Here is a 24,399-nt window from a genome sequence, read left to right on the forward strand (position 1 = left end):
TTTGTCTGCCTCAGGCGACCACTTCAACCAGCTCCATCATGCCCATGTCCTCGTGATCCAGGGCATGGCAATGCCAGACGAAACTGCCTGTAAAGTCGGTGAAGCGACTGCGGAATGTAATGGAAGTGGGCTGGTCCAGGCTGCCATTGGGTGCCAGCGGAATGGTATCGGCCCAGTAGGGCTCGATGTCCTGGCCATTGACCTTGATCACATAGCAATCATTGACATGGATATGGAAGGGATGCGGGTAGCCATTCAAGTTGTACAGAGTCCATTCTTCGACCGCATTCAGGGCTACGATCTGCGTCGTGGCGAGCGCGGATTGGAAAGGGGCGAGCTTGGCTCCGGAGTTGCCGGTGGCAAACACGAAATTGGCCAGGGACGAATTGTCCGTCGCCGGGATGAACCATTCTTCATCCTCGGGAACCGGCTGTGTGAGCAGGGGGCTGTTCTTGTTGAGCACGGCCAGGATGACCGCCCGGGTCTTGCCGCCATGCTGGGCGAGCTCGGCGTCTGTAATAGGCTGGTAGTTGTTGTACAAAGGCAGCCTGTGCGGGCTGGGCAGGTCCATGTCGACCGGTGTGCCTTCGACGACCACGCGCGCGACGATTTCCGGATCCATGCCCGACGGCGCCTTGGCGCAGCGCAGATAATAAGTGCCGGGGGTTTTGCTGGCTTGAACCAGCACCGAATTGCGATTGCCGGGATACATGGCGCTGCCCGGCCAATGGGCGCTGTCCGTCTGGGTCACGGACTCGGCATTGATAGGTCGGTACTGGCGCGGGAAGGCATTTCCGTCGCGGGCATAATGCCATAGGGTGTGCTCGTCCAGGATCGGGCTGAAGGGATAGAAGACGTCCGCATTCAGAAAATGCCAGTTCTGGATTTCCCCCGGACGCATGACTATGGTGGGCTGATATGCCCCATTGAGCACAAAGCCGCTATTGCTGTTGCCCGTATAGTCGTACAAGGTGTCGCTGCGGCCTTTATCGCTAAGATTCAGGCGATGCACGAAGATGACTCTTTCGCGAATGTCTTCGGCCAGATCGAAGTCATTGCGTGGGGTGGAGATCAAAATGGCCCCGAACATGCCGTTGAGCACCTGTGTGGTGGTGGATCCATGCAGGTGCGGGTGATACCAGTAGATTCCACTGGGATGATCAGCCGGCAAGGCGATTTCATGCTGCCGGTCGGCGCCGGGCGCAACTCCCGCGTCGGGGGTGTCCACCATATAGTCGCCATAGACTCCGGGGCGGATCTCCTTCGGATCAACATGCAAGCCATGAAAATGCAGGTTGGTGCTGTTCTGATAGTTGAGGAAGTTCAACGACGAGTACTTGGTGTCATTTTCAGGCAGCCTGTTTTGCAGCCGGATACGCAAGGTATCGCCCGCATTCAGGCACAGGGTGGGGGCCGGAAGACCGCCGTTATAACTGCGCAGGTAGGCATTCACAGACTGCGAGGTGCCTGGATAAGCATTCTGCGAGGGCGCTGCGAACTGGACGTTTCTGTTGCCGTAAGCGGCCATCAGGTCGATATCGATGAGGCCGTTGCGGGCATAGATGCGGGCGGCTTCGGGCAAGGTGTCCGCCGTTGCCTCCGGAACGTCGCTGCCGCTGCCGCAGCCCGCCAAGGGCGGCAATATCAGGCCGGCAGACAGGCCCAGCGACCAGCGCAGGACATCGCGGCGCTTGGGGTCCGCGGGGCCGGCAGCGGTTGTCAGCGGTTGACGGGCACCGTGGTGATTGCTTGTGCTCATGCTTGTGCCCTCAGGTCAGATGGATGGGATTCGGAATAAGGATCACCGGGTCTTGGGCAGGCTGCCCGCAGGCAGCGCTACGGTTATCGCCCCAGGCAAAGACGGTCCGGCCATCGCTGGCCAGGACATGGCCCGTTCCGGTGGCCAAATGCGTGACCGGCGGCAGCCCGGTAATCTGCCTGGCTTGCGGAGAGGAATGTCGCTGCGGCAAACCGATCTGTCCCAATCCATTCCAGCCCCAGGCAAAGACTTCGCCCTGCTCGGACAAGGCCACTGTGTAAAACAGTCCGCCGTCGACCTGTCGCACGGGAAAGCCGGTCTGGATCTTGACCGGGCGAGTGAAGTAGGCGCCCTCGGTGCTGCCTGTTTGACCATGATTATTGGCGCCCCAGGCCCATAACTGGCCGGCTGCATCCAGGGCCATGCTGTGCGTATCGCCCGCGGCGATGTCGATGATGAGCTCGGGCAATGCCACTTGGGCCGGCCGGCCGGAGGATTGGAGCGTCCCGTGCCCCAACTGGCCGGCCTGGTTGGCACCCCAACTCCAGACGCGGCCGGACCGATCCAGGGCCAGGGCGTGCGCCGAGCCGCATGCCAGGCTGGCGATGGCAGGGAGATCATCGAGCGGCGCAGCGGTGTTCTGTGCCGGCTGTGCCGGCCGGCCAAGCTGCCCCTGGTGATTGAAACCCCAGGACCACACACTGCCGTTTTCCAGCACGGCCAAACTGACGGTCTGCATGGTGGCCAATTGCCGTATGCCGCCGGGTATGGCTCGGACCGTCTGGTGGGCTGCCCCATGGTCCGGTGCAATCACGGGTCGGCAGGCCAGCAGGGCTCCAGTGTCGCAAGCCCCCAATATATGAGTGTTGCCATCGGCGACCAGGCGAAACGGTGCGCCTGGGTTGAGCAACTGCGCATAGGGCTGGGCATAGCGTCGGTGGCCGATTTCGGTTTTATCCGTGAAGCAGATTTCCGCTGGAAGAACGTCTTGCAGACTGGGAGAGGCGGTCTTGAAGGCCCCCCAACCCCAGGCTGCGCCTTTGCCGTCGAGTGCGACGGAGCGCTGGGGGCCGGCGCTGAGCTGAACGATAGCCATTATGTATCTCGTTTTATTAATTGTTGCTAAATATTTTATCGCAGAACGTCGCGGCGTATGAGGATGCTTGACCTTGTAGCAACTACAGGGTTTTTAATGGAAGCGTTTCACGGCCTTTCATGGAAAATACCGATATGTCGATTCCCAACGTCATCCAGTTGGCGCGCGACAAGCGCAAAGAAGATAGCGGCGACTGCTGCGGCTCCGCCGCTTGCGAGGCATTGCAGTTCGCCGATAAGGCAGTGCCTGCCTCTATCCCGGCGACGCCGGGAGCGCTGCTGTTGCGCATTCCTCAAATGGACTGCGCCGTCGAGGAAGGCCAGATTCGGCGCACACTCGAATCGTTCAAGCAGGTGCGCGGCCTGGGTTTCGATCTGCCCGCCCGCACTTTAGCCGTCGATGCGCCCGAAGCCGCCTGGGGCTCGGTGATTGCGGCGATCAGAAAACTTGGTTTCACGGCAGAGAAGCTCACTGCTCCGCCATCGGCGGCGGACACCGCCAGTGCCCAGCGCGGCCGCCTGCTACGCTTGGTCGCCGCGCTTATCGTGGCGCTCCTGGCCGAACTGTGCCACCTCGTCGAGCCGGATGCATACGCCTGGCAGATCACGGGGATGATGGTTGCCGCTGTAGCGATCGCCTTGTCCGGACTGGACGTATTCAAAAAGGGCCTGGCGGCCTTGAGGCATGGCCAGCTGAATATCAACGCCCTGATGGGCGTAGCCGTCATCGGTGCCTTTCTCATCGGTCAGTGGCCGGAAGCCGCGATGGTCATGGCCTTGTTCTCGCTGGCCGAATTCATCGAGGCACGTTCGGTGGAGCGTGCGCGCAACGCCGTCGCAGGGCTGCTGGCGCTGTCGCCGCCCGAAGCCGAAATCCGGCAGCCGGACGGCACTTGGGCGCTTGCCGATGCCAAAGACGTCCCGGTTGGCGCACTGGCGCGCGTCAAGCCGGGGGAACGCTTCGCGCTGGATGGGCGGGTCACCGCCGGGCAAGGCGCGGTCGACCAATCTTCTGTCACGGGCGAGAGCATTCCCGTCGACAAGGCGCCTGGCGATGATGTATTTGCGGGCACCATCAATCAAAGCGGCGCCCTGGAGTTCGAGGTCACCAAGCCAGCGGGTGACACGCTGTTGGCCCGCATCATCCACGCCGTTGAAGACGCACAAGGGCAACGCGCGCCCACGCAGCGCTTCGTGGACCGGTTTGCGGCTGTCTACACGCCTGCGGTGTTCGTGCTTGCGCTGGCTGTGGCCATTGGCTTTCCATTGCTGGCGAGCTGGCCTTGGCTAGAGGCGATATACAAGGCGCTGGTGCTGCTGGTCATTGCCTGCCCCTGCGCGCTCGTCATCTCCACTCCGGTCACGATCGTCAGCGGCTTGGCGGCGGCAACGCGGCGCGGCATTCTCATCAAGGGCGGCATCTATATCGAACAGGCGCGCAAGCTCACAGTCCTGGGCTTGGACAAGACCGGCACGATTACCGAGGGCAAGCCGCGACTGGTGGCGCGTCAATTGTTCGAAGGTGCACAGCCCGAAGCATGGATACTGACGGTTGCCCGCAGTCTTGCGGACCGGTCCGACCATCCGGTGTCGAAGGCGGTTGCCGCAGGCCTGGACGCTCCGATCGAAGAAGTCACTGACTTCGGCGCCGAACTCGGAAAAGGAGTGCATGGCACCATCGGCGGGCACCGTTACGTTCTAGGCAACCATCGATGGCTGCACGACCGCGGCCAGTGCTCGCCGCAGATCGAGGCGCTGATGCGAGAGCACGAGGCTCAGGGGCGCACGCTGTCCGTGCTGGCGGACGATAGCGGCGCGCTGGCGCTGTTCGCGGTGGCCGACACCACCCGGGAAACCAGCAAGCAGGCGGTGGCTGAACTCAAGGCGCTGGGCGTGCGGCCCGTCATGCTGACGGGAGACAATGCGACGACCGCCCGGGCCATCGCGGCACTGGTCGGCATCGAAGACGTGCGCGCCGGCCTGCTGCCGCATGGCAAGCTGAAGGCTGTGGAGGCATTGAGGGATGCGGGCGAGCAGGTCGGCATGGTGGGCGACGGCGTGAACGACAGTCCCTCGCTCGCTGCGGCGAAAATCGGTTTTTCGATGGGGGCGGCCGGCACGGACGCGGCCAAAGAGGCTGCTGACATACTCGTCATGAACGACGACCTGCGCCGTATTCCAGAAACCATCCGGCTGTCGAAAAAGACCTACGCGGTCCTGTGGCAGAACATCGCCCTGGCGCTGGGCATCAAGCTGGTGTTTTTCGTTCTCGCGATCTTTGGCGGCGCGACGATGTGGATGGCGGTGTTCGCCGACATGGGGGCCAGCCTGCTTGTAGTCTTCAACGGACTGCGCCTGTTGCGTGGTGTGAGATGAGCGTCGGCGGTATCGGCGGGGCCTCATGCGTGGTGCGGAGAAAAGCAGCCGAGTCAGCGAAAATCTATCCGCTGTCGAGGATTTTGCAGTCGTCTCGAAGTGCTTTTTCCTAAGACGCTAAGGCGGCTCAGCACTATGGCGCTATTCGTGTCGCGCTGGAAAAGCTAGGGCAGACCATCGGGGTGAGCGATCTGCATATCGCCGGTCATGCGCGTAGCGCGGGCCTTGTACTGGTGACGAACAACGTGTCGGAGTTTGCGCGAGTGCCCGCGCTTGAGGTGGAGAACTGGGTAGCTGGCGGCGAGTGAGGTGTGCTTACCTGATCTGGCTCATTTGCTCTTCATCATTAATGGGGATGGCGGTGGTAGGCAAGTATGAAAATGGTAGTTTCGTTTTATGGTTGGAATGCGCTGACTTAGCGATATATGACTAGATTTGGGCCAGGTCCTGTTTGGCGTTGTCGGTTAGTTCGAGCGTACGGCTAATAAGCTGTTTCGCTCGCGCCACGTTTTCCATTCGTGCAGAGCCTTCCGCACGATCTCACTGGACGAAACCATTCATTTGCCCTCATCGACGGCTCGCTTGATGGCAGTGGCCATCTCCGTGGGCGAGTGATCGAACCGCAGGCCATACAAACTGATACAGGATGGATTATTTTTGAAATAAGGCACGCAGTATGCTGGCGCCGTCCTGTTGATAAAAGGAAAACAATGATGAAACCAGGTATCGCATTAGCCTCTTCTTTAATTACTGCCTGTTCACTGGTTTTAACAGCTCAAGCGGCACCACCCGAAGGTAAGGGCCAAGGCAACAGCGCAAGCGGTCCCGGCAAGAGGAATGGTGGCAATGGCAACCCGCATGCCTCAGGTAACCCTGGTAAGGGAAACTCGGACAAGGGTAATTCCGGCCCCGGTAACCCTGGTAAGGGTACGCCGGATATGCACGACAATCACGCCAAAGGGTCTCACGCCAGTCAACACGGGGGCTCCGGGCGCGATTACGATTCTGATCGTCGTTACGACGATCGAGGCCGCTATTACGACTATTTCGATGATCATAGGGATCACCATGGCCATTTGCGCGGTGATGATTTGTTCGGCGATCTCGTGTATGCGGGTATTACTGCTGCCTTGGCGCGCGAGTATGCACTAGATTTCGGACTGGGGGGCTACGCCACGTTGCCGCCCGGCATACGAAAGAACTTGGCCAGGGGCAAGCCTCTGCCTCCTGGAATTGCGAAGAAAATGGCGCCTGGGCCACTGTTGGGCCGTCTGCCAAGATACCCCGGCTACGAATGGCGTATCGCCGGCACGGACTTGATCCTGATCTCTGTCGCCACAGCCGTCATCGCCGATATTCTTTACGACGTTTTTGATTAGCGATGTTCGGATCGATCCGCATACCCTTGGGTCGTGTCTTGACAGTATCTGGGGCGAATGACACTTATTACGTTTACGGAAGATCTTACCGTGTGTTTGACGACGCGGTCGAGCGACGACGCCTACGTACTTAGGCAGTGTAGCGTCAATCCGAGCTCATCGGGCCGCCGAACGATGTCAGCCCCAGCTTGAGAAGGACGCCAAAAACTGCGGCTGGCGTGCCGGAGGATGCAGTTTTGGTTTTCATATTGTCGTTTGGTTGACGCGCTGGCTTAATGCTTCGGCGCTTTCCGTCCGTTCGCTGTATCGATCTACCAGATACGGCACTGCATCGCGCGTAAGCAGCGTGAACTTCATCAGTTCTTCCATCACATCTACGATGCGATCATAGTAGGCCGAGTGCTTCATGCGCCCAGCATCATCGAATTCCTGGTATGCCTTGGCGACTGAGGATTGATTGGGAATGGTGAACATGCGCATCCAACGACCCAGCACGCGCATTTGATTGACCGCATTGAAAGACTGCGATCCGCCCGAAACCTGCATGACTGCCAGCGTTTTGCCCTGGGTGGGGCGCACCGCGCCGATGGAAAGCGGAATCCAGTCGATCTGGGTTTTCATCAGACCCGTCATGGCGCCGTGGCGTTCCGGCGAACACCACACCATGCCTTCCGCCCACTGCACCAGCTCATGGAGTTCCCTGACCTTGGGCTGATCGGTAGGAGCATCATCGACCAGTGGTAGTCCCGAAGGGTTGAATATTCGCGTTTCGCCGCCAAGCGCACGCAGAATGCGTGCCGCCTCTTCTGCGGCCAGACGACTGTACGAACGCTCGCGTAGCGATCCGTAGAGCAGCAGAAAGCGCGGTGTATGGTCGGTGCGCTGAGGCGTCAGCAGCCGCTGGATGTCGGGTTGCTGGAATAATCCGGTATCGATATTTGGCAGGTCAAGGCGGCGTTCAGACATGACGACTCTCCGTATTCTTTACCGGTTCGCTGCGAGGTAGACAACTGGCACCGGCCTCATACCAATCCTTGCTCCGGTTCACGATCCGCACCACCAGCAGCATGACCGGCACCTCGATCAGCACGCCGACCACGGTGGCCAGCGCAGCGCCAGATTGGATACCGAAGAGGCTGATGGCGGCCGCCACGGCCAGCTCGAAGAAGTTGCTGGCGCCGATCAGGGCCGAGGGGCAGGCGATGCTGTGTTTTTCTCCGGCCCGCCGATTAAGCCAGTAGGCCAGCCCGGAATTAAAAAATACCTGGATCAGAATGGGCACGGCCAGCATGGCGATCACCAGTGGCTGCAGCAAGATGGCCTGTCCCTGAAAAGCGAACAGCAACACGAGCGTGAGCAACAGCGCCCCGATGGACAACGGGCCTGTGCGTGCCAGCATGGCATTGAAGGCGGATTGGCCCTGGCGCAGCAATGCGTCGCGCCAGATTTGGGCAATGATGACGGGAGCGATGATGTACAGTACCACCGACACCAGCAAGGTGTCCCACGGCACCGTGATGGCCGATAGCCCGAGCAACAGGCCGACGATAGGTGCGAAGGCGAAGACCATGATGGTGTTGTTCAGCGCGACTTGCGATAGCGTGAATATCGGATCGCCGCCGGTCAGTCGGCTCCAGACGAACACCATCGCAGTGCAGGGCGCAGCAGCCAGTAGAATTAGACCGGCCACATAGCTGTCGAGTTGACCGGCTGGCAACCATTCTGCAAAGACGTGGCGGATGAAGATCCACGCCAGTAGTGCCATCGAGAAAGGTTTGACCGCCCAATTGACGAATAGCGTCACACTGATACCGCGCCAATGCTGTTTGACCTGGCCCAGCGCGGCGAAATCCACCTTCAGCAGCATGGGAATAATCATGATCCAGATCAGCAGCCCCACGGGCAGATTGACCTGAGCAATTTCCATCCGCCCAATGGCTTGAAAGACGCCCGGCGCGACTTGACCCAGAGCGATGCCGACGAGAATGCACAGCAGTACCCAGACGGTCAGGAAGCGCTCGAAGACATTCATGCCGGGCGTAGCCGTTGCGTGACCGGCAGCGTTAGTTTCTGCACTCATGCGACCGACTCACTGCTGACCAATACTGCGCAACTCGCGTTGCAGCGACAAACCATCCAGGCGCTGCAGCGGCAAGGACAGGAACAGCTCGATCCGTCGGTGCAGGATTCGTGCGGCATCCTTGAACGCCTTGAGCTGCTGTTCTTCCGTACCCTCGACAGCAGCGGGATCAGCGACACCCCAGTGGGCTGACACAGGCTTGCCGGGCCAGACCGGGCAAGCCTCGCCGGCTGCGTTGTCGCAGACCGTGAAGATGAAGTCGAGCACCGGCGCGCCGGGCGCGACGAATTCGTCCCAGCTCTTGCTGCGGTAGCCGGTCGTGGACATGCGCAGGTGCTCTAGCGTGGCAAGCGCCAGGGGATGCACCTCCCCCTTGGGGTAACTGCCTGCCGAATAGGCATTAAGGCGTCCTTTTCCCAACTCGTTGAGCATGGCTTCGGCCAGAATGGAACGGGCCGAGTTGCCCGTACAGATGAACAGCACGTTATAGAGGGTGGGAGTCGTCATGGTGTCAGCAGTCACAGAGCGGGGAATCGGAGACTTCGCAGACGCCGCCTTGGCAGCAGTGCTCGGTCAGGTAGCCGAGAAGCCCGTTCATGTGGGCGAAATCGGCGCGGTAAATAAGATTGCGCCCCTGCTGCTCGATGGTGACCAGCTTGGCGTGGGCGAGTTCTTTCAGATGGAAAGACAGGGTGTTGCGAGCGACGTCGAGCTGGTCGGCCAGGATGCTGGGCGTGAGCCCTTCCGTGCCGGCCACAACCAGAGCCCGGAACACGCGTAAGCGCTGGGTATGGGCCAGGGCGCTCAAGGCGGCAACAGTTTGAGTTTCATTCATTATTCTATAATACAACGTTTATTGAACTAATGGAAGTTGCTACGAATACATTTTTATATCTTAAGATTCCGGGAGTAACTCCCTCTTTTTTAACGGTCGTTAAAAGTAGAGGCTAAGCGGCATACATCTTCTTCAGACGAGCATTCTGCGCTTCCAACTCCTTCATACGTGACATCAAGCCGGCTCCATGCTGCCGTACTTGGCGCAGCATTTATAGAACGACGCGCTACTCATGCCAGGTTCACGACAAAGCTCTGGCACTGGCGTACCGGCTTCGGCCTGCTTCAGGATGGCAATAATCTGACATAATATATCCCCCTATACTATATTTGGCTGTTGGTTCTCATGTCCCATACATCCCGCCAGAAAGACAAGCTGATCGCCCGTGTCCGTCGAATCAAAGGGCAGTTGGAAGGTATTGAGCGTGCTTTGGATTCGGACGCGGCATGTGTGGAAGTACTGCGTCAGATCGCATCTGTGCGCGGCGCGGTCAATGGATTGACGGCCGAAGTGATGGAAGATCACTTGCGCCAACACGTCCTGGCAGTCGAAACGGACAGGGAACGCAATCAAGGCGGCGAGGAAATGATTGAGGTCATCCGCGCCTACATGAAATGAGCCACTCCTTACGTGCTTGCGACATACGGGACTCCTGATGACGACGAACACCATCCCGGCCTCGAGCGTTTTGCGCGTAGGCATGCGGGCAATCCGCGTTTTTCCTTCGACACCGGAAAGCTCGGTGACTTGGCCGCTACGCTAACATCGTGGCTGGAGCCGATTGTGCGCATGTGGCGCTTCTCCAAATCCAACGGCATCACCGAAGGATTCCACACCAAGATGGAGATGCTCTCGCGCAGAGCGTATGGCTTCAGGAATTTTGAGAATTACCGCATGCGGGTCTTGGCCCAGTGCGGTTGGAACGGTGTCATCAACCGTGTCTAGTGAATGCGCATCCCCCGAAAATGGGGTAGAGCCTTGTTTTCTTAGAGAGAAATGGGATGCGATGAAACCAGAGGGGAAGAGGGGATGGTGGCCTGGGGCGGAATCGAATTGATGAGCGGCAGGCCAGTGTTTGTGTGCTTTTCCATTTAAGCACGGGTTACGGGGTGCCATCAGGGGTGCCAGTGCAGAAAAACAACAAAAATGGTCTTTGGTTGGATTCTTGCGTGCAGGTAGTCGTATCGACTGGTGTCTTATGCAAGCCCCAAGCCTGTCAGTAACGCGTCTGCTTGTGCTGAAAAATCAGCCGGGCGACGTTTGCGGAATGCTTCCAGATTGGTGAGCTTCCAGCGCAGGGCGGGAAGTTCTCTGGCATGACTGCATTCAAGCAAGGACCAATCGGGTTCAGCCCGAACCAAGCCGCCAAGAAACTGCTTGTGCTTATCGGCCAACTGTTGTGGAAGATCATGCCTCAAGCGGGAGCGTGCTGCAAGCAAGGTATCCAACGAACACTCTACTTCCGTCATGCCCACAAACGCACGTTCGTATTCCGCCGAAATGTCCTTGTCGCTGCCAAACAGTACTGCATGCGGAGGACGGTTGTGACCCGCCAGGTAGATGGTGAAGCATTCGGCCATGCCTTGGGTCAGCCCGCCTGACTCATACAATTGCCATACATCGAACAGATCGCGGGGGTGCTGCCGATCCAGGGCAGCGACTAATTTACCGGCGTACAGTTCATCACGGGCAAGGATGGGGGCCTCGAACTCAACCCCAAACAGATCACTGGTTCTTGAACTTAATGATTGGTATTCGACCGGCAGTACCGTGCCACGGAACACAATGTTCACTTCAATTTTGACCTGACTGCTTTCGTTTTCAATGATCAGCTTGGTGTCACCAAGGTCTTTGCTGCGAATCTGGCGTGTTTGCAGGCCAAGGGGCTGAACTCGTTCAGAGATGGTAGCGAGTTCATCGTTGATGGCCTGCAGCGCTTCATTGCGTTGCGTTTGCCAGGGTCGGTAGACTACGTCGATATCAACGGACAGGCGGGGCATGTCCTGTACGAAAAGATTGATTGCCGTACCGCCTTTCATGGCGAAGACGTCGTTATTGAAAACCGCCGGCGTAACGGCCAGCAGCAGGCGGACAGTGTCCGCGTAAGTTTTATCCATGAGGTTTCAGGCTCAGTAAACTGCCATCGGGAAGCCGGCTCATCCAGCGTTTGTTGCTACCCGTGTGTATCGAGTAGCGTGTTAGCAAATCATCGACATCCACCACTCCTGTCTCTCGCGCCCAGGTAAGGAAAAGACGAACGGATTTGACGCTGGTGCAGCACGCCAGCAGCTGGCCGAGCAGTTCCTTGCGGGGTGAGCGCAGGCCGTCAAAAAGATTGCGGGCTTCTTCCAGGCTTTGTTTGGTTCCGGCGTCGTACAGCATTTCCAGTACGGCGCGTTCGGCGACAGCTACACAGAGGTGATCCGGCAAACCGGGAGGGGTTCCCAATGTTTTGGTGGGCAAGTTGACATCCGGCCAGTTGAATAGGCTTGCATAGACGTACCGGGCAGGAAAGCGTGACGTGAACCAGGTGGGTAGGGCATAACGGGTGTCGCCCCAGAGCACCACCCTGTCGCGGCCCAGGTTGTGCCTGATACCGTGCAGCGTCAGCGCGCTTTTACCCCCGACATGCAGTCCCTTTACGTGTCGCTGAAGAAACAGCAATGCGCCATAGACATCAAAGTCGTCATTGGGGAACGCGTAGACGCCTTGAGCCAGACGCACGAGCCACCCATTCTTGGCGTAGTCGGCAGCAAGTTTGGGAGACACACCGAGTTCCCCCAGGGTGTCGAGGTCAAACGGTGCGCCGCGCGGGAGGTCGGATTGCACACGTTTGATTAGATTGTGTCGTGAGTTTCCTGTCATGAGTTAAAAATAACACGAAATTCAATCATTGTGCGCGCAGGAACAGGAGTGATTCCTTTCTGAGATGATAAGGATTATCTGCGCTTCGATTAGATTTCGCCATGATTCTAACGCATAAGGTTAAAAATACGTCCGAATCTAATCGCTTTCCACGGGCAGACATGGCATGCTCACCGCACGCCTTAGGCCCGTTCAGTTAATGAGCGCTTGGTTACGCTCGATCAGCGCATGAACACTAGCCGCAGTGATGCCGCTGGAGCGCTTCCCGATTTTTACGAGCACCAGCTCACCTTCGTTGACCAGTCGGTAGATCGTCGACCGAGATACGCCCAGCTTTGCTTGCGCCGTGCGTACGCGATACAGAAGTGCTTCGTCGGGTTGTTTCGGGGTTTGCCTGCTGGGTGACGGGTAGCCAAAGATGTTGCTGGGCATTGCCTGCTCCTTCATATACTCCTCCGTGAGACCTTGGGAAGCACCCTGGGGTCAGGATGCTTTCCAAAGCCGGCGCAGTTTGCGCCGTCGTTAGCAGCCCGCCAAGATGCCACGATGGGGGCTGGGTGCTTTGATCGTTCCCAGCAGCGCCCGCCGCTGGCTCCGCTGCTGCGGTTCGTCGAGATGCTGGAAACTGCGGTCTTTGCCGCTGTCATGGACGAATTACGCGCCATCCGTCCAGTGTGGTCTGCCTTCGGCAGGACCGGCGTCCGTTGATACGGACCGTCATCCGACCTCTCAGTTAATGCCAGTCGCTACCAGCCCAAGATATGGATGATTTTTCACCTGCTTTGCTCCTACCCAGGTGCATGTCGCCCCGCTAGCTGATAATGCTGACGAATCTGGCCTGGGCGCTGGAACATCATGGGAGCAAGACGCAGCGCGCAGCACGTAATGAAATTACCGTGGTAGTTCCGAATATCGCGCAGTAATTGCCCTAATCTGGCTGGCTCAGTGATCGCTGCATAATGCCGACTACGAGGGGGTGGCAGCCCGCCCGTATTCTTGTTGACGAAGTTTTTCGCTGGTTCCATTGCACCTACGTCTACGGCGTATTGGTAGACATGCTGAACGGCTTCCCGGACACGCTGTGCGGTTTCGAGATTGCCGCGATCCTTCGGCCGATGTAGACATTGAACGATCTCGGTGGGGAGGATGGTTTCAATCGGTTTGTGACCTACCCAAGGAAAGACATGAATTTCTAAGTGGCGGATGACTTTTTGCGCGTAGTCGTCTGACCACTCGCGGTCTTTCCATGCACTGCTGTGCCAGGCCCTAGCCAGCAATTCGAAGGTATGCAGGCGCGCAATGCGTGCGAGTTCTTCTTGCTGCTCACGTGATTGCTTGGGATCTTGTCCATTGGCCCGCTGACTATTGGCTTCATATGCTTTTGCACGAGCCTGCGCGAGCGTTACCTCAGGGTATGGTCCCAGCCCAAGTTTGATGCGCTTACCGTCCTTGGCGTAACGATAGATCCAGACCTTGCCCGTGGGTCTCACACGCAGGTACAGATTGTCTCCATCGTTGAGCATGTATTCTTTCCGGCCCGGCTTCGCCGCCCTGATTTGAGTTTCATTCAAGAAGCCCACAACTGGCCCCCCCAGCGTTCGTTTTTCACGAATCTATTGTGGGGTACCACCTGGGGGGGCCGGCAAACTCGGGATGTAGCGACGCGCAGTGAGACGTCCTGGGCAGCGAATCGCGCCTAAGACATTGATTTTTTTGAGGTTTGGGAGGTTTTGAACCGTGCTGGAACAGCAGGATGGTGGCCTGGGGCGGAATCGAACCACCGACACAAGGATTTTCAATCCTCTGCTCTACCGACTGAGCTACCAGGCCAACGAGAAGGCGAAATAATACACTAAAAACAAAATGCGTGCTGAATCGCCACATTCCAGGCGGTCTGCGCCTGATCGCAGCCACCTGTATCCCAGGGACCACGAAGAAGCCGGCATATTACACAAGTTTGCGATAAAGCAAAAGCCGGATTTCAGTAAAAGGTCAGGAGCGGACTATAATGGGACATCGCAAGCGCCAATGGCGTTACATACCATACCCATGTCCGTAGACGTCCTTACTTTCGGTTTGAACCACGTTTCCGCCCCGGTCTCGGTGCGCGAACGCGTGTCTTTCCCGGTCGACGTCCTGCGTCCCGCGCTTGATGGTCTGCGGTCGGCATTTGGTGCGTCGGTACGCGAAGCGGCCATCCTGTCCACCTGTAACCGCACTGAAATCTACTGTGCGGCCGAACCGCAGGTTCAAGAGCATATCCCGTCCTGGCTGGCCGATTTCAATCGACTGGAAGCGGGCAGCTTGCGGCCGCACCTGTACCAGTATCAACAGAACGACGCGGTGCGCCATGCTTTCCGGGTGGCCAGCGGGCTGGATTCCATGGTGCTGGGCGAACCCCAGATCCTGGGGCAGATGAAAGATGCCGTTCGTGCCGCTGAACAGGCGGGCTCGTTGGGCACTTTGCTGCACCAGCTGTTCCAGCGCACGTTTTCAGTTGCCAAGGAAGTCCGCTCGCAAACCGCCATCGGCGCGCACTCCGTGTCCATGGCCGCCGCCGCGGTCCGCCTGGCCGAACGCGTTTTTGGCGATCTGTCTCAAGCCGGTGTGCTGTTCATCGGCGCAGGCGAAATGATCGAACTTTGCGCGACCCATTTCGCGGCGCTCAAGCCGAAGAACATGGTGGTGGCCAATCGCACGCTGGAGCGCGCCGAGCTCCTGGCTTCGCGCTTCGTGGCCAAGACCATGAAGCTTTCCGACATCCCCGACCGCCTCGCCGATTTCGATGTCATCGTGTCCTGTACGGCAAGCTCCTTGCCCATCCTCGGGTTGGGGATGGTAGAAAGGGCTACGCGTTCGCGCCGGCATCGTCCCATGGTCATGATCGACTTGGCGGTGCCACGGGACATCGAAACCGAAGTCGGCCGCCTGGCCGACGTCTATCTGTATTCGGTCGATGATCTGGGCCGCATGGTGCAAAGCGGTACCGACGCCCGTCGCGCCGCCGTGGTGCAGGCCGAAGCCATCATCGAAACCCGCGTCCAGCACTTCATGCACTGGCTTCAAAGCCGTGAAATCGTGCCGGCCATCGTCAGCTTCCAACAGTCGGCCGAAGAGGTCCAGCAGGCGGAGCTCGAACGCGCGCGGCGCATGCTGGCACGCGGCGATTCGCCCGAAGCCGTCCTTGAACAACTGGCGCGCGGCCTTACCCAAAAATACATGCACGGTCCGCTGGCCGCCCTCAATCGCAGCGAAGGCGAAGAGCGCCAGCAACTGCTGGGCCTCATGCCCCGGCTTCTGCCCACCGTCGAACGCAGGCGTTAGCGGCGCTACGACTTGCTGTCGTATTGCGCCCGTTTTCTTCCCTGTCCATTTCCCATTCGTTTTATGAAAAGTTCCATGCGCAATCGGTTGGAGCAGCTTGCTCACCGATTAATCGAAGTCGATGCCCTGTTGGCCGAACCCGAAATCGCCGGCGATATGGACCGATTTCGCAAGCTGTCCCGCGAACGGGCTGAATTGGAGCCGGTGGTCGTGGTCTTCAATGCGTTTACCGCGACGGAAGGCGACATCGGTGCGGCTCAGGAAATGATGGCCGATGCCGACATGCGCTCGATGGCCGAAGAAGAGTTGAAGCTGGGAAAGGAAAAGCTGGAAGAGCTGGAAGCCGAGTTGCAGATTCTGCTGCTTCCCCGCGATCCTGACGACAGCCGCAATGTATTCCTGGAAATACGCGCGGGCACCGGCGGCGATGAAAGCGCCTTGTTTGCCGGCGACTTGTTGCGCATGTACAGCCGCTATGCGGAAGGGCGCGGCTGGCGAGTGGAACTCATGTCGGCGAACGAGTCGGAAATCGGCGGGTACAAGGAAGTCATTGCCCGGGTGGATGGCGACGGCGTCTATGGGCGCCTGAAGTTCGAGTCCGGCGCTCACCGGGTGCAGCGCGTGCCGGAAACCGAGACCCAGGGGCGTATCCATACATCGGCGTGCACCGTGGCGGTGCTGCCCGAGGCCGACGAGCAAAGCGACATCGTCATCAACCCGTCCGACCTGCGCATCGATACTTTCCGGGCCAGCGGCGCCGGCGGCCAGCACATCAACAAGACGGACTCGGCGGTGCGGATCACCCACTTGCCGACTGGGCTGGTGGTGGAGTGCCAGGACGATCGTTCGCAGCACCGGAACAAGGACAAGGCCATGCAGGTGCTGGCCGCCCGGTTGAAGGACAAGCAGCAGCAGGAGCAACACGCCAAAGAAGCTGCACAGCGCAAGAGTCTGGTGGGTTCCGGCGATCGCTCCGAGCGGATCCGTACCTACAATTATCCGCAAGGCCGGGTCACCGACCACCGCATCAATCTCACCCTGTACAAGCTCAACAACATCATGGAAGGCGATATGGACGAGCTGACGGGGGCGCTCCTGGCCGAGCATCAAGCGGAGCAACTGGCCGCCCTGGGGCATGACTGAGGCGAACCATCTGCGTGGGCTGGCCGGCCGCTCACCGTTGCCTCGGCTTGAGTTCCAGATGCTGTGGCAGCGGGTGCTGGGCGTTTCCAGGGTGTGGCTGGTTGCGCACGATACAGACCCATTGGATTCTGAACATGTGGCGCGCTTTCATGATCTCGAAGCCCGCCGGCTGGCAGGCGAACCCATGGCTTACATACTGGGCGAACGCGAATTCTTCGGCCGTATGTTTCTTGTTTCGCCGGCCGTGCTGATTCCTCGTCCCGACACGGAGCTCCTGGTGGAAATCGCTTTGCGGCACCTGCCGTCAGATCGGGCGCCCAAGGTCGTGGACTTGGGGACGGGGTCCGGAGCGATTGCGATTTCCCTTGCCCTGGAACGGCCCGACGCCGACGTCTACGCGACCGACCTGAGCGATGAGGCTCTGCTTGTCGCGCAGGCCAATGCAGGCGCCCTGGCGGCCCGAGTCGAATTTTTGCGCGGTAATTGGTACGATGCCCTGTTGGGGCATAAGGATTTTGATGTCATTGTGTCCAATCCGCCGTATATTGCAGTAAACGACCATCATCTTAAGCAGGGCGATGTCCGTTTTGAACCGGCTGCTGCGCTGACCGATGGCGGCGACGGCTTGGCTGATCTCGCCGACATCGTCCGCGGTGCATCCGCCAGGCTCAGGCCGGGTGGCGCGCTGTTCATGGAACATGGCTGGGATCAGGCGGCCGCGGTACGAGGGTTGCTGGCTTCGGCAGGCTTCTCGCGCATCGCCAGCCATCAGGATCTGGCCGGCATAGAGCGAGTCACCGGTGGTTTTTATAATTGATTTTTTCCAGGAACAAACAGCATCATGAGCGAAGTGCAAGATTTCATCCGTGAAACCGTAACGGGCCATCCGGTCGTGCTATTCATGAAAGGCACGGCCCAATTTCCCCAGTGCGGTTTTTCCGGCCGTGCCATTCAGATTCTGAAAGCATCCGGCGTCACAAAGCTGGTGACGGTCAATGTGCTGGACGACGACCTCGTCCGCCAGGGCATCAAGGACTACTCGAACTGGCCCACCATTCCGCAGCTGTATGTGAAGGGTGAATTCATCGGTGGCTCCGACATCATTGCCGAAATGTATGAAAACGGCGAACTTGCCACCGTACTGAAAGAGGCCGGTGCGCTCGAGTGACCTCGCCGCGCAGGCTGGTCATTGGCATAACAGGCGCCACGGGCGCCATTTATGCCGTGCGCATGCTGCAAATGCTGCGCCAGGTACCCGATGTGGAAACGCACTTGGTGGTGTCGCCGCCAGGTGTGCTGAACATCAAGTACGAATTGGGCATGAGTCGGCAAGAGGTCCATGCCCTGGCGGATCGTGTCTACAGTTTTCGGGATGTCGGCGCGACCTTGGCCAGCGGCGGCTTTTCTACCGCAGGCATGATCGTCGCGCCATGTTCCATGCGCACCCTTGCTGCGGTCGCCCTCGGCTTGTCCGATAACCTCATCACGCGCGCTGCCGACGTTACGCTGAAAGAACGTCGCCGCCTTGTGATGATGGTGCGTGAAACGCCTTTCAACTTGGCGCACTTGCGCAACATGACCGCGGTCACCGAAATGGGCGGCATCGTTTTTCCGCCGTTGCCAGCCTTTTACCATCATCCCAAGACGCTGAAGGAGATGGTGGATCACACTGTCGCGCGCGTGCTGGAGCTCGTGGATGTAGCCGTCCCGGGGCCTAGCTGGGAGGGCATGGATGCCAAGGCGCCAGAATCGGGGTCAGACCCCGTCCAGGGTCTGACCCCCTAGCGTATAGGGTCAGACCCCATCCGGGGTCTGACCCCTCGGCCTGACCCCTTCAGGAAGAAGGGTCGACGCCGCCAGGGCGTCGAAGTCCTCGGCGTCGAACGCCTTGTCGCCGTTGTCGTCCGGGATGCCGGTGGGCTTGAGGCCGGTGAAGTCGAATAGCTCGGTGTCCATCAGGTGCGATGGAACGACACGCGATAGCGCCCCATACACATTCCATGAGCGACCCGGGAATTTACGGTCCCACTCGGCGATCATGCGAGTCATTTCCTTGCGCTTCAGGTTCTCCTGCGAGCCGCAGAGGTTGCACGGGATGATGGGGAATTGTTTCAGTTCCGAATAGGCGATCAGGTCCTTCTCGGGAATGTAGGCCAGCGGGCGGATGATGATGTGCTTGCCGTCGTCCGACATCAGCTTGGGCGGCATGGCTTTCATGCGTCCGCCATAGAACAGGTTCAGGAAGAACGTGCCCAGGATGTCGTCGCGGTGGTGGCCGAGCGCGATCTTCGTGGCGCCCAGTTCACCGGCCACGCGATACAGGATGCCGCGTCGCAGCCGCGAACAGAGCGAACACATGGTCTTGCCTTCCGGAATCACACGTGTGACGATGGAGTAGGTGTCCTGGGTTTCGATGTGGAAGGGCACGTTTATCGATTTCAGGTATTCCGGCAGGATATGATCGGGAAAGCCGGGCTGCTTCTGGTCCAGGTTGACGGCGATGATGTCGAACTTGATGGGCGCGCGCGCCTTCAGCGTAAGAAGGATGTCCAGCATGCTGTACGAGTCCTTGCCGCCCGACAGGCAGACCATGACCTTGTCGCCATCTTCTATCATGTTGAAATCGCTGATGGCGCGGCCTGTTTCACGCATCAGACGCTTGGTCAGCTTGTTTTCGTTCAGGCGTTGCTTCTGGGCCCGGCGGATTTCCTCGTGAACGTCCTGCTCACGCGCGATGGTGGGTATGGTTTCGACTTGCATGGTATTGAATGATGGATCAGCGGCTGCGCTGCAGCTCTATGCCGACAGCTGCGCAGTCCGAGAACGCCAGGGGTTTGCTGATGCGGATTTTAACGAATTGCACTTCGCGGAATTCCTTGAAGATGCGTTCGACGACCCGTTCGCTGAGCGTTTCCAGCAGATTGACATGGGCTTGCGTGCATTCGTCTACGATGGCGTGGCGCAGCAAGCGATAATCCAGGACTGTCTGTATGTTCTGGTCATGGACTTGCTGGTTGACGTGCACGTCGAATTCGGCGTCGATGTGCAGCGGTTGAGTGGCGCGCAATTCGTGCTCGAGAATGCCGATACGTGCATCCAGGGATATCTGGCTAAAGAAAATACGGCGGGTGGGCATAATGTGGGCCTTGTGGAATTGTTGGAATTGTAGTGCTTTAACAGCGCAATGGAATTCGGGACAGGTATGAGCGCAAGCAGCGGTAGGTACGACAAGATATTCGACGCGGTGATCGTGGGCGGGGGCCCCGCGGGCGTTTCCTGTGCGGTATGGCTGTCGCGCTTGGGCTTTGCGCCGGTGCTGGTCGAAGCCGCCGGCGAGCCGGGCGGGCTGTGCCGCAGCCATTCATACATGGACGAGTGGAATGCCAGCCTGCCCGGCATGACCGGGATCCAAGTGGCTGACAACCTCGCGCACAGCCTTCATTTGGCCGACGTGCCTATCCGGCTTTCGTGCCGGGTGGACCGCATCGACGCTGATGCGCAAGGCTTCACCGTACATGTCCAAGGCCTTGATGCCCAGCCGCTGCGCGGTCGCAGCGTCGTTCTGGCATCGGGTGTTCTGCCGCGTGGAAGGGCGCAGTTTTCCGGCTTGGCCGGCGTACTGGTCGGGCCCGGCAAGCATGTCTCCGATCACGATTTCCACGGGAAAAGCGTCGCGGTGCTGGGGGGCGGCGACAACGGATTCGAAAATGCCTTGTACGCGCTCGAGCACGGCGCCAAGTCGGTGGACCTGTATGCGCGCACGGTGCGGGCGCAGCGCCAGTTTGTGCAGCAGCTATCGCGGTCCGCCATCCATGTCGGCGAATATGCCGTCGACGGCGCAAAGCGCAGCGTCAATGGCGCCGAATACGACCTGCTCATGGTGTTCTACGGCTGGGAGCCTTGCGCCGACTATGCCGAATCGCTGGGCCTGCGGCGCAACGCGCAAGGATTCATCGCAACCGATACGCAAACTGCGCAGACCAGCCATCCCGGCGTGTATGCCATCGGCGAAGTCGCACAGCGCCAGCATCCCTGCGTCGTCACCGCGTTGGCGGATGGCGTGACGGCCGCCAAGGCGATCCAGGCGCGGCTCGAAGCGGTTTGAGAGGGGGTCAGACCCCGACGGGGTCTGACCCCTTAGCCATCGTCGCGCGCATGTTATGGGGTCAGACCCCAATGGGGTCTGACCCCTTGGCCATTGTCACGCGCGCATTTGGGGTCAGACCCCGGCCGGGGTCTGACCCCCTCGCGTCAATACGCACTCCGTACGTGCGGGGGGGCTCAGCTTGACGCTGTAGGCGCGAAGCTCGTCGCGTCGGAATACATGCAGCTGCACCACATTGCCGGGCTCGTGCGAGCGCAGCAGGCGGTCCAGCGCTGCATTGTCGGCGGTCCGCAGGCCGTCCAGCGCCACCAGGACATCGCCTGCTGAAATGCCTCCGGTATGGGCGGCGCCGCCTTCCCGCACGGTGGCGAACTGAAGCTCGCCGTTGACGGCACGCATGCGGACATCCAGCGATGGGATTTCGGATCCGCTCTTCCATTCCATTTGTATGCCGCTGGCGGCCAGCATGCGCTCCAGCGGTATGTCTTCACGGCCATGCGCATAGCGATCGAGGAAGTCTGAGGCATCGACGCCCGTCGCCTCACGGATCAGATCGGGCATGGCGTCTTCCGCGACGCCCGAGGGCGAGCCGCGGTAGAAGTCCCGGCCGAAACGTTGCCACATAAGCCTCATGACGTCGTCCAGGCAACGTTCATGGCCGCTGCCTTCGCGTATCAGAAGATCGAGCCCGAGCGCCACCAGCGCACCCTTGGTGTAGTAGCTGACCAGGGCATTCGGGGAGTTCTCGTCTTGCTTGTAGTAGCGTGTCCAGGCGTCGAAAGAGCTTTCGGCAACGCTCTGCTTGAAGCGCCCGCCGGCGCCATGCACGTTGGCAATCGTCTTGCCGAGGAGGCGCAGATAGTCCGTGTCGGAGATCACGCCGGATCGCAAGAGCATCAAGTCGTCGTAATAAGAGGTGAAGCCCTCGAATACCCACAGCAGCCGGGTGTGATTCTCGCGGCTCAGGTCATAGGGCGCGAAGGCGGCCGGCTTGATGCGCTTCACGTTCCAGGTATGGAAGTACTCGTGGCTGACCAGGCCGAGGAAAGTCTGATAGCCTTCGCCGGCGTCTTTGCGGCCGATGGTCGGCAAATCGCCGCGCGAAGCCATGAGGGCGGTCGATGCGCGATGTTCGAGGCCCCCGTAAGCATCGCCCGTGACCATGGTCATGAACACATAGCGATCGGCGCTGTCGAGAAACGGCGCCTGGCGCGTGTCCGGTTCGAAGAACTCGATCTGGGTTTCGCAAATTCGCTTGGTGTCGGCAGCGATGCGCTCCAGGTCCAGGCCGGGAATGACGCCTGTAAAGACCATTTCGTGTTCCGCGCCGTGCGCCGAAAAACTGACGACTTGCGGCGTACCTATTTCGACGGGGTGATCGATGAGATCGTCGTAGCTGCTTGCGCGGTACAGGCCGAATCCATGCCGGCGTGCCGCACCGGGCAGGCCCCCGGCCTCGGGCAGGCTGGTGTGGACTCGCCATGTTTTCGTGTGTGGAGGAGGGCAGAGCTTCAGCAGGCAGGGTTCTGCGCTGCGGCCCTCGGCCTCCAGAAATACGCTGGTGCCATTGAAAAACGCATGCGTTTCATCGACGTGCGCGCTGCGCACGGAGAGGTCCCAGGCATAGACGGTGTATTCCACCAGCAGCGGGCCGGCGACCGGCTCGCATAGCCAGCGGTGGCTGCCGGTCTTGCGCAAGGGCACCGGCTTGCCGCGGTGGGTTGCCTGTATGGTTTCTATCTGGCGCGAAAAGTCGCGGATCAGGTAGCTGCCCGGTATCCAGGCAGGCAGTGAAAGCGCCTGGCCGGCGGGATCCGGACCAGGTATGGACAGGGTGATCTTGAGCCGGTGGCCGCTCGGATCAAAAGGCGTTACGCTGTAAAGTATCGGTTCTGTTTTCATTCCAATATATTACTTGCTACAAGGAGAAGGCATGGATGCGCCATTGGTGAAAGTCGAGGTCCACGGTCGCGTGGGGGTGCTGACGCTGAATCGTCCCAAGGCCCTGAACGCGCTGAGCAATGAAGTCATCGACGAGCTGGCCGAAGCCATGCGCGCGTTCGACGCCGATGACAATATCAGTGTCATGGTCTTGACGGGTAACGAAAAGGCTTTCGCGGCGGGCGCGGATATCGGCGCGATGCAAAGCTGGTCCTACATGGATGTCTATAAAAAAGACTATCTGGGCGGCAATTGGGAATCCTTGAAGCGCATACGCAAGCCCATTATTGCTGCGGTTGCGGGCTATGCGCTGGGCGGCGGGTGCGAACTGGCCATGCAATGCGATTTCATCATCGCGGCCGACAACGCGAAATTCGGCCAGCCGGAAATCAAGCTGGGCGTCATTCCGGGTTACGGAGGAACCCAGCGCCTGCCGCGCGCCGTCAGCAAGGCGAAGGCCATGGATCTGATACTGACCGCCCGCATGATGGATGCGGAAGAGGCCGAACGCGCGGGCCTCGTGTCGCGGGTGGTGCCCCTGGACAAGCTGATGGATGAAGCCATGGAGGCCGCCACCATTATCGCTTCCATGTCGCTGCCGTCGGTCATCATGGCTAAGGAATGCGTCAATATGGCTTACGAGGGCTCCTTGAGCGAAACGCTGATGTACGAGCGCCGTAATTTCCATGCGCTTTTTGCGAGCGAGGATCAGAAAGAAGGCATGGCCGCCTTCGTCGAGAAGCGCAAGCCCGAATTCAAGCACCGTTAAGATAAGTTTCATATCGGCCGTTTCATAGGGAAGATGCCGGGCGGGTGTTGCGCGCCGCACAAAAGCCTTATCTGACGTGTTGCTTACAGGTCAAAAATCACGCTATACTCTATGGGTTTGACGCCTTGCGGTTAAAAACCCACGGAGCCAGCTGTGACCCAAGCCCGGTCAGTAACGTTGCAAAACGGCGATTTGTCGCAAGACGGCGATTTTGCATTGCAAGATAACGATCTTGCAGGGGGCGATCTTGCGGGTGACATGACGCCGGTAGTCGTGTTGTCTGACGAAGAGCGCATCGCCATGACCCGGCGAGCAAGTAGTGGTATATTTCGCAGCCTTGCCGCGCAAGCGATCATGGGTTGCGTCGCGATACTGGCTTCATGGCTCGTTGCCGGCACGGATGCGGCTGTGTCCGCCCTGATTGGGGCCGCAGCCTATTTTGTGCCCAATGCGTTCTTTGCGCTGCGTCTGCTGGTTGGGTTGTTTGGTTCTTCCCGGGCAAGTCCGCTGACTTTTTTCGTGGGCGAGGCGTTCAAGCTGGGTTCCGCCGTGCTCGTGCTGGGGCTTGCCGCATGGCTGGGGCGCGGTTGGCTCGTTTGGCCTGCCATGCTGCTCGGACTGCTATGTGTTTTGAAGGGCTACGTGCTTCTGTTGTTGTTTCGCAGGCTCCCGTAGCGCTCGTACGTATTAATTCATGGGCCTGGTGCTCTCGTTAACAGGATAAGGTT

The 24,399-nt window shown here is 59.3% G+C and carries 24 protein-coding genes, 1 tRNA gene and 2 pseudogenes; 12 read left to right on the forward strand and 15 right to left on the reverse strand.

Annotated features, from left to right (window positions below; genetic code table 11):
- Positions 1-10: 10 nt before the first annotated feature.
- Complete coding sequence (locus ACSBPU_RS03275; protein ID WP_442595567.1) at positions 11-1,759, reverse strand: multicopper oxidase family protein; 1,749 nt, start codon at positions 1,757-1,759, stop codon at positions 11-13.
- A 10-nt stretch (positions 1,760-1,769) separates the two neighbouring features.
- Positions 1,770-2,855 (reverse strand): RCC1 domain-containing protein, encoded by a 1,086-nt coding sequence (locus ACSBPU_RS03280; RefSeq protein ID WP_442595569.1) that lies wholly within the window; start codon positions 2,853-2,855, stop codon positions 1,770-1,772.
- Positions 2,856-2,989: 134 nt separating this feature from the next.
- Between ACSBPU_RS03280 and ACSBPU_RS03285 the strand changes: the two genes are divergently transcribed.
- Positions 2,990-5,230 carry a heavy metal translocating P-type ATPase gene (locus tag ACSBPU_RS03285; protein ID WP_442595571.1) on the forward strand — a complete coding sequence of 747 codons (2,241 nt, stop codon included), beginning with the start codon at positions 2,990-2,992 and terminating at the stop codon, positions 5,228-5,230.
- 611 nt (positions 5,231-5,841) lie between these two features.
- A complete protein-coding gene (locus tag ACSBPU_RS03290; protein WP_442595573.1) occupies positions 5,842-6,609 on the forward strand; it encodes an anti-virulence regulator CigR family protein in 768 nt (255 codons plus the stop codon).
- 243 nt (positions 6,610-6,852) lie between these two features.
- Here the strand turns inward: ACSBPU_RS03290 and arsH are convergent, their stop codons facing one another.
- The 5 genes and pseudogenes from arsH to ACSBPU_RS03315 all read right to left on the reverse strand — a co-directional run.
- A complete protein-coding gene (gene arsH, locus ACSBPU_RS03295; protein ID WP_442595576.1) occupies positions 6,853-7,575 on the reverse strand; it encodes an arsenical resistance protein ArsH in 723 nt (240 codons plus the stop codon).
- Positions 7,568-8,689: an ACR3 family arsenite efflux transporter gene (gene arsB / locus ACSBPU_RS03300; RefSeq protein WP_442595578.1), complete on the reverse strand. Its 1,122-nt coding sequence runs from the start codon at positions 8,687-8,689 to the stop codon at positions 7,568-7,570. The genes arsH and arsB overlap by 8 nt, the downstream gene beginning before the upstream one ends.
- Before the next feature lie 9 nt (positions 8,690-8,698).
- Positions 8,699-9,196, reverse strand: coding sequence for an arsenate reductase ArsC (locus ACSBPU_RS03305; RefSeq protein ID WP_442595580.1), 498 nt, complete (start codon positions 9,194-9,196; stop codon positions 8,699-8,701).
- 4 nt (positions 9,197-9,200) lie between these two features.
- Positions 9,201-9,524 carry an ArsR/SmtB family transcription factor gene (locus ACSBPU_RS03310; RefSeq protein ID WP_442595582.1) on the reverse strand — a complete coding sequence of 108 codons (324 nt, stop codon included), beginning with the start codon at positions 9,522-9,524 and terminating at the stop codon, positions 9,201-9,203.
- Between the two features lie 118 nt (positions 9,525-9,642).
- Positions 9,643-9,836 (reverse strand): annotated as a pseudogene (locus ACSBPU_RS03315) (transposase); the annotation flags it as partial.
- A 33-nt stretch (positions 9,837-9,869) separates the two neighbouring features.
- Between ACSBPU_RS03315 and ACSBPU_RS03320 the strand changes: the two are divergent.
- On the forward strand, positions 9,870-10,142 hold the full coding sequence (locus ACSBPU_RS03320; RefSeq protein ID WP_442595584.1) for a metal/formaldehyde-sensitive transcriptional repressor: 273 nt from the start codon (positions 9,870-9,872) through the stop codon (positions 10,140-10,142).
- A 120-nt stretch (positions 10,143-10,262) separates the two neighbouring features.
- Positions 10,263-10,469 (forward strand): annotated as a pseudogene (locus ACSBPU_RS03325) (transposase); the annotation flags it as partial.
- Positions 10,470-10,720: 251 nt separating this feature from the next.
- On the opposite strand, the gene ACSBPU_RS03330 reads toward ACSBPU_RS03325, so the two are convergent.
- From ACSBPU_RS03330 to ACSBPU_RS03350, 5 genes are all read right to left on the reverse strand, one after another.
- The gene (locus ACSBPU_RS03330; protein ID WP_442595586.1) at positions 10,721-11,641 is read right to left on the reverse strand and encodes a nucleotidyl transferase AbiEii/AbiGii toxin family protein; all 921 of its coding nucleotides are present in this window, start codon (positions 11,639-11,641) and stop codon (positions 10,721-10,723) included.
- Positions 11,634-12,389: a type IV toxin-antitoxin system AbiEi family antitoxin domain-containing protein gene (locus tag ACSBPU_RS03335; RefSeq protein WP_442595588.1), complete on the reverse strand. Its 756-nt coding sequence runs from the start codon at positions 12,387-12,389 to the stop codon at positions 11,634-11,636. The genes ACSBPU_RS03330 and ACSBPU_RS03335 overlap by 8 nt, the downstream gene beginning before the upstream one ends.
- 192 nt (positions 12,390-12,581) lie before the next feature.
- Positions 12,582-12,821 (reverse strand): helix-turn-helix transcriptional regulator, encoded by a 240-nt coding sequence (locus tag ACSBPU_RS03340; protein WP_442595591.1) that lies wholly within the window; start codon positions 12,819-12,821, stop codon positions 12,582-12,584.
- Between the two features lie 356 nt (positions 12,822-13,177).
- A complete protein-coding gene (locus tag ACSBPU_RS03345) occupies positions 13,178-13,912 on the reverse strand; it encodes a tyrosine-type recombinase/integrase (RefSeq protein ID WP_442595593.1) in 735 nt (244 codons plus the stop codon).
- A gap of 231 nt (positions 13,913-14,143) precedes the next feature.
- A tRNA-Phe gene (locus tag ACSBPU_RS03350) sits at positions 14,144-14,219 on the reverse strand.
- A gap of 219 nt (positions 14,220-14,438) precedes the next feature.
- Here ACSBPU_RS03350 and hemA point away from each other — a divergent pair.
- The 5 genes from hemA (at position 14,439) to ACSBPU_RS03375 (ending at position 18,641) form a co-directional block, all read left to right on the forward strand.
- On the forward strand, positions 14,439-15,713 hold the full coding sequence (hemA, locus tag ACSBPU_RS03355; RefSeq protein WP_180066000.1) for a glutamyl-tRNA reductase: 1,275 nt from the start codon (positions 14,439-14,441) through the stop codon (positions 15,711-15,713).
- Between the two features lie 63 nt (positions 15,714-15,776).
- Entirely contained in the window at positions 15,777-16,856 is a 1,080-nt protein-coding gene (gene prfA, locus ACSBPU_RS03360) for a peptide chain release factor 1 (protein WP_442595595.1), read from the forward strand.
- Positions 16,849-17,673 carry a peptide chain release factor N(5)-glutamine methyltransferase gene (gene prmC, locus ACSBPU_RS03365; protein WP_442595597.1) on the forward strand — a complete coding sequence of 275 codons (825 nt, stop codon included), beginning with the start codon at positions 16,849-16,851 and terminating at the stop codon, positions 17,671-17,673. Before prfA ends, prmC begins: the two co-directional genes overlap by 8 nt.
- A 24-nt stretch (positions 17,674-17,697) precedes the next feature.
- Entirely contained in the window at positions 17,698-18,024 is a 327-nt protein-coding gene (gene grxD, locus ACSBPU_RS03370; RefSeq protein ID WP_180065994.1) for a Grx4 family monothiol glutaredoxin, read from the forward strand.
- On the forward strand, positions 18,021-18,641 hold the full coding sequence (locus tag ACSBPU_RS03375; protein ID WP_442595599.1) for a UbiX family flavin prenyltransferase: 621 nt from the start codon (positions 18,021-18,023) through the stop codon (positions 18,639-18,641). Before grxD ends, ACSBPU_RS03375 begins: the two co-directional genes overlap by 4 nt.
- Before the next feature lie 9 nt (positions 18,642-18,650).
- Here ACSBPU_RS03375 and ttcA read toward each other — a convergent pair whose 3' ends face one another.
- Both ttcA and folB read right to left on the reverse strand, forming a co-directional pair.
- Complete coding sequence (ttcA, locus tag ACSBPU_RS03380) at positions 18,651-19,616, reverse strand: tRNA 2-thiocytidine(32) synthetase TtcA (RefSeq protein WP_442595601.1); 966 nt, start codon at positions 19,614-19,616, stop codon at positions 18,651-18,653.
- A 16-nt stretch (positions 19,617-19,632) separates the two neighbouring features.
- A complete protein-coding gene (gene folB, locus ACSBPU_RS03385) occupies positions 19,633-19,992 on the reverse strand; it encodes a dihydroneopterin aldolase (RefSeq protein ID WP_442595603.1) in 360 nt (119 codons plus the stop codon).
- A gap of 66 nt (positions 19,993-20,058) precedes the next feature.
- On the opposite strand from folB, the gene ACSBPU_RS03390 reads away from it, so the two are divergent.
- A complete protein-coding gene (locus ACSBPU_RS03390) occupies positions 20,059-20,961 on the forward strand; it encodes an NAD(P)/FAD-dependent oxidoreductase (protein WP_442595605.1) in 903 nt (300 codons plus the stop codon).
- 114 nt (positions 20,962-21,075) lie between these two features.
- Here the strand turns inward: ACSBPU_RS03390 and ACSBPU_RS03395 are convergent, their stop codons facing one another.
- Complete coding sequence (locus ACSBPU_RS03395; protein ID WP_442598530.1) at positions 21,076-22,869, reverse strand: M61 family metallopeptidase; 1,794 nt, start codon at positions 22,867-22,869, stop codon at positions 21,076-21,078.
- Positions 22,870-22,894: 25 nt separating this feature from the next.
- Here ACSBPU_RS03395 and ACSBPU_RS03400 point away from each other — a divergent pair, with 25 nt between their 5' ends.
- Complete coding sequence (locus tag ACSBPU_RS03400; RefSeq protein WP_442595607.1) at positions 22,895-23,671, forward strand: enoyl-CoA hydratase; 777 nt, start codon at positions 22,895-22,897, stop codon at positions 23,669-23,671.
- Between the two features lie 216 nt (positions 23,672-23,887).
- Positions 23,888-24,346 (forward strand): ATP synthase subunit I, encoded by a 459-nt coding sequence (locus ACSBPU_RS03405; RefSeq protein WP_442595609.1) that lies wholly within the window; start codon positions 23,888-23,890, stop codon positions 24,344-24,346.
- The last annotated feature ends 53 nt before the right edge of the window (positions 24,347-24,399 follow it).

The sequence above is a fragment of the Parapusillimonas sp. JC17 genome (genome assembly GCF_052180245.1).
Lineage (GTDB): Bacteria > Pseudomonadota > Gammaproteobacteria > Burkholderiales > Burkholderiaceae_B > Parapusillimonas.